Origin of the sequence: Vibrio sp. S234-5, from assembly GCF_000960595.1 — a bacterium.
Classification (GTDB): Bacteria; Pseudomonadota; Gammaproteobacteria; order Enterobacterales; family Vibrionaceae; genus Vibrio.
Window position 1 is genome coordinate 1 of sequence record NZ_JZAM01000141.1, and the last position, 384, is coordinate 384.

The 384-nt window shown below is 42.7% G+C and carries 1 protein-coding gene; it reads left to right on the plus strand.

Annotated features, from left to right (window positions below; genetic code table 11):
* On the plus strand, positions 1 to 384 hold a 384-nt coding region (locus tag UF06_RS05910; RefSeq protein WP_045569623.1), incomplete at both ends, for an MFS transporter.

Genomic DNA, 384 nt, shown 5'->3' on the forward strand with positions numbered 1-384 from the left:
AAAACAAACCTTTCAAGCCGTTCGTAAAAATAAGCCGTTGTTTTTTATTCTGGCAGCGTTTTTCATGAATGTGTTTTTCAATCTAGTGAATGGCCTGTACATTTTCTTCTTCACATACAACATGGGGGACGCAGGGTTAGTCTCTCTGATTGGTACCATCACTTTGGTAAGTGCGATTGCGTGTTTGGCTACGCCTGTGCTGACAAAGCGTTTCAAAAAACGTGACATCTTTATTGCGCTGTGTGTTTTAGAGATCATCGCTCGCATTGGGTTCTATTTTACTGGCTATGATAATCCAACGGTCGTGATGGCGTGGTTAGCGGTGATTACAGGCATCTTTATGATGACCAACCCTCTTATCTCGGCCATGATTGCAGATACAGT